6 protein-coding genes are annotated in these 6,086 nt (G+C 75.9%); 3 read left to right on the top strand and 3 right to left on the bottom strand.

The genetic code is table 11. The features are described from left to right. The 3 genes from QL983_RS09890 to QL983_RS09880 form a co-directional block, all read right to left on the bottom strand. Nucleotides 1-1,195 (bottom strand): cysteine desulfurase family protein (locus tag QL983_RS09890; RefSeq protein ID WP_290152750.1); only part of this gene is annotated, 1,195 nt, incomplete at its 3' end. Nucleotides 1,196-1,231: 36 nt separating this feature from the next. Beyond that, on the bottom strand, nucleotides 1,232-1,921 hold the full coding sequence (locus tag QL983_RS09885) for a TrkA family potassium uptake protein (RefSeq protein WP_036315984.1): 690 nt from the start codon (nucleotides 1,919-1,921) through the stop codon (nucleotides 1,232-1,234). After that, complete coding sequence (locus tag QL983_RS09880; protein WP_162833775.1) at nucleotides 1,914-3,272, bottom strand: potassium transporter TrkG; 1,359 nt, start codon at nucleotides 3,270-3,272, stop codon at nucleotides 1,914-1,916. Before QL983_RS09880 ends, QL983_RS09885 begins: the two co-directional genes overlap by 8 nt. A 65-nt stretch (nucleotides 3,273-3,337) precedes the next feature. Between QL983_RS09880 and folP the strand changes: the two genes are divergently transcribed. Genes folP through QL983_RS09865 form a run of 3 tightly spaced genes read left to right on the top strand, consistent with a single transcriptional unit; the run spans nucleotide 3,338 to nucleotide 6,068 of the window. After that, complete coding sequence (gene folP, locus QL983_RS09875; protein ID WP_036315981.1) at nucleotides 3,338-4,330, top strand: dihydropteroate synthase; 993 nt, start codon at nucleotides 3,338-3,340, stop codon at nucleotides 4,328-4,330. After that, on the top strand, nucleotides 4,327-5,118 hold the full coding sequence (locus tag QL983_RS09870; RefSeq protein WP_290152745.1) for a pyrimidine reductase family protein: 792 nt from the start codon (nucleotides 4,327-4,329) through the stop codon (nucleotides 5,116-5,118). The genes folP and QL983_RS09870 overlap by 4 nt, the downstream gene beginning before the upstream one ends. Beyond that, nucleotides 5,115-6,068 carry a DnaJ domain-containing protein gene (locus QL983_RS09865; protein WP_061867010.1) on the top strand — a complete coding sequence of 318 codons (954 nt, stop codon included), beginning with the start codon at nucleotides 5,115-5,117 and terminating at the stop codon, nucleotides 6,066-6,068. Before QL983_RS09870 ends, QL983_RS09865 begins: the two co-directional genes overlap by 4 nt. Nucleotides 6,069-6,086: the final 18 nt, after the last annotated feature.

Raw genomic sequence — 6,086 nt, 5'->3', positions numbered from 1 at the left:
CCGGCCCCAGCAGCGTCCGCAGCGCGTCGATGAGCGCGGCCGCCTCGGCCGGCGTCGTCGTCCGGCCGAGGGCGAACCGCTGGGTGGCCCGTGCGTCGGCCTCCGTCCGCCCCGGCAGGGCCGCGACCACGTGCGACGGCTCGGCCACCCCGGCGGTGCACGCCGACCCGGACGAGGTGTCCAGTCCGGCCATGTCGAAGGAGAACAGCAGCGCGTCCGCCGTCCGGCCCGGCACGGTGATGTGGACGTTGCCGGGCAGTCGGCGCGTCCCCGGCGGCAGCGGCTCCCCCGTCGCCGGGTCGAGGTCCCGCGGCCCGGTCAGGCGCACCCCGTCCAGGGCGTCGACGGCGGCGATCACCTCGTCCCGCAGCCCGCCCAGGCGGGCGGCCTCGGCGGGCTGCTCCGCGACGGCCTCCGCCACGGCGGCCGCCAGCGCGGCGGCCAGCGCCACCGACACCGTGCCCGAGCGCAGGCGGCGTTCCTGACCGCCGCCGTGCACCACGGCCTCCAGGGTGACGTCCCGGCGCACGAACAGGGCGCCGACACCCACGGGGGCACCGACCTTGTGCCCCGAGACGGCCAGGGTCGCGGCCCCGGACGCGGCGAAGTCCACGGGCACCGCCCCGAGGGCCTGGACGGCGTCGGTGTGCAACGGGATCCCGTGGTCGGCCGCGAGCCGGGCGGCCTCCGCGACGGGCTGGACCGTGCCGATCTCGTTGTTGGCCCACATCAGCGTGGCCAGGGCGGTCCGCTCGGGCGCGGCCGCCAGCGCGGCCCCCCATGCGGCGAGGTCGACCCGCCCGTCGTCGTCGACCGGGACGAGCACCGGCTCGGCACCCTCGTGCGCAGCGAGCCAGTCCACCACGTCGAGGACCGCGTGGTGCTCGATGCCGGTCAGCACGATCCGGGTGCGCTCCGGCGCGACCGCGCGGCGGGCCCGGTACAGCCCCTGGACGGCGAGGTTGTCCGCCTCGGTGCCCCCGGACGTGAGGATCACCTCGGGGGGGTGCGCCCCGAGCGCCGCGGCGATGCGCTCCCGCGCCTCCTCGAGGTGCAGCTTGGCCCGGCGGCCGGAGGCGTGGAGGGAGGCCGGGTTGCCCGGCAGCGCGGCCGCCTCGGCCAGGGCCGCGAGCGCGGTGGGGCGCACCGTCGTGGTGGCGGCGTGGTCCAGGTGCACGCGGTCCGGGGTGGTCACCCGGCCAGTCTAGGAGCCGCGCCGGATGTGCCCGGATCAGTCCCGGGCGAGGAACCGCTCGACGTCGCGGGTCGGGCCCACCAGGAGGATCGTGTCCTCGGGCTCGAGGACGTAGTGACTCGGCGGGTAGAGCCACGTGCCGCGGCTGCGGACCGCGACCACGCGCATGCCCCGCTCCCCCGCGAGCCCGGTGGCTCGCAGGTCCCTGCCCAGCAGGCGCGACGGCGGCGTGGCCCGGACCATGGCCAGGCCCGGCTCGACCTCGACGAAGTCCTGGAAGGACGTGCTGACCAGGTGCGCCACGCGGCGGCCCATGTCCCGCTCCGGGTGGACCACGTGCTCCACGCCGAGCTGACGCAGGATCTCGCCGTGGCGGTCGTCATTGGCCTTGGCCCAGAGCTGGTGCGTCCCGAACCGCCGCATCAGCGAGACGGTGAGGATCGAGTCCGCGAGGTCGCCGCCGATGGCGACGACGACGTGGTCCATCTCGTGGACCGAGAGCTGGCGCATCGCCTCCTCGTCCGTGCTGTCCGCGCGGACGACGTGGGTCAGCCGGCCGTTGAGCGCCTGGACGGCCTCGGCATCGGCGTCGACCCCCAGCACGTGGCAGTCGGACTCCATGAGCTCGCGGGCGACCCCTGAGCCGAACCGGCCGAGCCCGAGGACGGCCACGGTGGGGCGGTCGCCCCGGCGGGGGGCGAACAGGGAACGGGTGAGATCAGCCAATGAGGGGTCTCTCCTTCGGGTACTCGAAGTGGCGGGTGCGGTCGGTCAGGGCCAGGCTGCCGGCGACGGTGGCGGGGCCGATGCGGCCGACGAACATGAGGAGCATCAGGATGCCCTGCGCGGCCGGCGGCAGCTGGGCGGTGATGCCGGTGGACAGGCCCACCGTGCTGAACGCGGACACGCACTCGAACAGGATCTGGTCGGTCGTGAACGAGGACAGGCCCATGAGCGCCATCGTGGCGACGGCGATCGCGGTCGCGGAGAGCATGATCACGGTGATCGCCTCGCGGTGCGTGGTCCGGGAGAGCCGGCGGCCGAACGCATGGACGGCGCCCTCCCCCCGGATCTCCGCGAGCACGATGAACAGCAGGACGCTCGCCGTCGTGATCTTCACGCCCGAGGCGGTGCCGGCGGGGCCGCCGCCGATGAACATGAGCACGTCGGTGGCGAAGAGCGTCACGGGGTGCATCTGCCCGTAGTCCAGGGTGTTGAAGCCGGCGGTGCGGGTCGTGACGGACTGGAAGAACGCCGCGAGCACGCGCGAGGCCGGGTCCAGACCGCCCAGGGTCCGCGGGTTGGACCACTCGAGGACGAGGTACATGAGCGTGCCGCCCACCAGCAGCACCGCGGTGCCCACGAGCACGAGCCGGACCGTGAGGTTCCACCGCTCGGGTCGGCGCAGGTCTCGCCGCAGGGTCAGCACGACCGGCAGGCCCAGGCCGCCCAAGATGATCGCCGCCGCGATCGGCAGGCAGATGAACGGGTCCGAGACGAAGCCCATGAGGTTGTCGCTGAACAGCGCGAACCCGGCGTTGTTGAATGCGGAGACCGCGTGGAAGACCCCCTGCCACAGTGCCTGGCCCGGGGACATTCCCGCGCCCAGCCAGAAGCGCAGGCTCAGCAGCAGCGCCACCGAGGCCTCGACGGCCGTGGAGTACAGGATCAGGGCCCGCAGCACCCGGGGCAGGTCCCCGATCCCCTCGGCCCGGGTGGAGGCCGCGGCGTCGAGGCGCTGGGTGAGGCCGAGCCGCCGGAGGATCACCAGCCCCAGCAGCGACGTGAACGTCATGACGCCCAGGCCACCGAGCTTGATGAGCGTGAGGATCACGAGCTGACCCAGGGGTGTCCAGAACGTCTGGGTGTCCACGACGCCGAGGCCCGTCACCGTGGTGGCGCTGGTCGCCGTGAACGCGGCCTCCAGCGGGGTGGGCGCGCGGCCCTGATACGAGGCGGGCAGCAGCAGTGCGCCGGTGCCCGTCACGATGGCGACGAGGAAGGACCCGACCACGAGCTGGGTCGGACGGATGCGGGGCCGGCGCGGGCCGACCCGCGGCGACGAGGTAAATGTCACGGGAGGGAAACATAGTCCTTCCGGGGCGCACTGTCACCGTGCGGCGCCGGTGGTTGAATGGCCGGGTGCCGACCCCCTCCGTCCCGCTCGTCCACCCGGTGCACCGGTTCGCCCACCACGAGATCGACTTCCGCCGCCGGATCGTCACGATGGCCGTGGTCAACCGCACCCCGGACTCCTTCTACGACGACGGCGCCGGCGCCGTCCTGGAGGACGCCCTCGCCCAGGCCCACGCCGCGGCGGACGCCGGAGCCGAGTGGGTCGACGTCGGCGGCGTGCCGTTCGCGCCCGGGGCGGAGCTCGACCCGACCGAGGAGGCGGCGCGGGTGGTCCCCCTGATCGCGGCCCTGCGGAGCGGGGACGGGGCCGGGTCGTCCGAGGCATCGCGCCGGCTGATCCTCTCGGCGGACACGTTCCAGCCGGCCGTGGCCGAGGCGGCCCTGGCGGCGGGGGCGGACGTCGTCAACGACACCACGGGACTGTTCCACGCGGACCTGGGCCGGGTGGTGGCCGCCGCGGGCGCGCACCTCGTGGTCACCCACTCCCTCGCCCACGTGCGCGGACCCCGGGCCGTGGTCCCCCGGCCGACCTACGGCGACGTCGTCAGGGAGGTCCGCGACCACCTGCGGCGCACCGTCGACCGGGCCGTGGCGCTCGGCGTCCCCGAGGAGAGGATCATCGTGGACCCCGGCCACGATCTGAACAAGAACACCCGGCACACCCTCGAGATCACGCGGCGGCTGGACGAAATCGCCACCCTGGGGCTGCCCGTGCTGGCCGCGGTCTCGAACAAGGACTTCATCGGCGAGAGCCTGGACCGGCACCGGCACGAGCGCCTGCCCGGCTCGCTGGCCGCGGCCGCGGCCTGCGTGTACGGCGGCGCCCGGATCCTGCGCATGCACGACGCCGACGCCTCCGTCTCGGCGGCCCGCATGCTCGAGTGCGTGTTCGGGTGGCGTCAGCCGGCGCGCCTGGTCCACAACATGGGCGCGGAGAACCCGCCGCCGGACCGCAGCACCCTGGCCGGACACCGCGCCCACCGCGGGGGGCGGGCATGAGACGGCTGACCGAGACCGGCCCCGGCCTGGACGACGACGCCCTCCGCACCGCCCTCGCGGCCCCGGCGGCTGAGGACACCGGCCCCGGACCCTGGGTCCGCGTCGTGTTCATCGCCTCCGCCGACGGCGCGGCCACCCTGGACGGCCGTGCGGGCGGGCTCGGTTCCCCCGCGGACCAGCGGCTGCTCTCGCTGTCCCGGCACGACGCCGACGTCGTGCTCGTGGGGGCCGGGACCATCCGGGCCGAGGGCTACGAGGGTGCGCTGCTGTCCGAGGAGGACCGGCGTCGACGCGCGGAGGCCGGCGGGCCCGCGGACCCGCCCGTGGCCGTGGTCAGCGGCAGCCTGGACCTGGACCCGGCGTCCGCGTTCTTCACGGCCGCCCCGGTGCGCCCCTGGATCCTGACGTCCCGGGCCGCCCTCGCGGCCGAGCCGGAGCGGGCGGCGGCGCTGGCCGCGCGCGCGGACGTGCTGGCGGTCGGCGAGGAGCACGTGGACCCCCAGACCGTGGTGGCGACCCTGCACGCGCGCGGCGCCCGCGTCGTCCACTGCGAGGGCGGACCGCGCCTGTTCGGCAGCCTCGCGGCGGCCGGCCTCGTGGACGAGGTGCACCTCACCGTGGCGCCGCTGCTGGCCGGACCCGCCGCCGGCCGCGTCCTGACAGGCGAGGACGGCCCCGGCTTCCCCGCCCGGCTGCAGCTGGTCCAGGTGCTCCACGACGACGGCATGCTGTTCCTGCGCCTGCACCACGAGCGGCGCGCCTCCCCCGGCCCGGACGCCACGCCGTGAGCGCGGCCGAGGAGCACCGCACCGCCTACGAGGTCCTGGGCGTGCCCCGCGACGCGACCGCCGAGGAGGTCCGGCGGGCCTACCGCCGCGCGGCCCGGGCCGCGCACCCCGACGTCGGTGGCGACCCCGCCGCCTTCCGGGCCGTGACGCGGGCGTGGGACCTGCTCGGCGACGCCGAGGCCCGGCGCCGGTACGACCTCTCGCTGCCCGACCCGGACGTCGGTGCCCGCGGCCCCCACGCGACGGCCGGATCAGGGCGGGCGAGACCGTCGGGACGGTCCGGACCCGGCGGACGTGCCGCCCGCCCCGTGCGCTACGAGCCCCCGCCCGGCGAGGCGGAGACGGACCCGACCGTGCTGGACCTGCCGCGATCGAGCCAACGCGTCCACGGGGCGCCGCGGCCGCGCGGGATCCTGCCGGACGAGCACCGGGTGCTGCGGCAGGCCCGCACCCTCGACGTGCTGCTGCGCCACGTGGCGGACGCGCTGCCGGCCGCCCGGGTCCTGACCGGGCTGCGGCTGGGCGGGCGCTGGGGACGGCACCTCGACGTGGACCACGCGGTGCTGTGCGGCCATCGCCTGGCGCTGATCGGCTCCGTCATGGTCCCGGAAGGGACCTACACCTGGGACGGGGCGGACCTGCGCTCCCGGGGCCGTCCCGTGGCCCCGCCGCTGCTCGGCCCCGCGATGATGGCGTGGCAGCAGGCCCTGCCCCAAGTCACCGTCGGCGGATTCGTGCACGTGATGACGGACCGCGACGCGCGGCACGCACCCGTGATCCGCCACACGCGCGGCGCCGACGCACCGGAGGCGCAGGCCGACCTGCTCACCGCCCCGCCCGCGCCCGGGATCGCGTTCGCGCGCGAGGTCGCGCTCTTCCTGGGCACCGGCACGGACCCGGATCTCGTGGACCGGCGCGCGCTCGGCGCGCTGGTCGGCCGGCTCCACTGAGGCACGTCCCCGCCCGGC

Source organism: Micrococcus sp. APC 4021 (genome assembly GCF_030407635.1).
Taxonomy (GTDB): Bacteria; Actinomycetota; Actinomycetes; order Actinomycetales; family Micrococcaceae; genus Micrococcus; species Micrococcus luteus.
Note: the sequence above shows the minus strand (reverse complement) of the source record. Positions and strands in the feature narration are given on the sequence as shown.

Bases quoted from the DNA above. Each gene is read 5' to 3' on its own strand.
- QL983_RS09870 (WP_290152745.1), top strand. From the start codon at position 4,327: ATGAGACGGCTGACCGAGACCGGCCCCGGCCTGGACGACGACGCCCTC.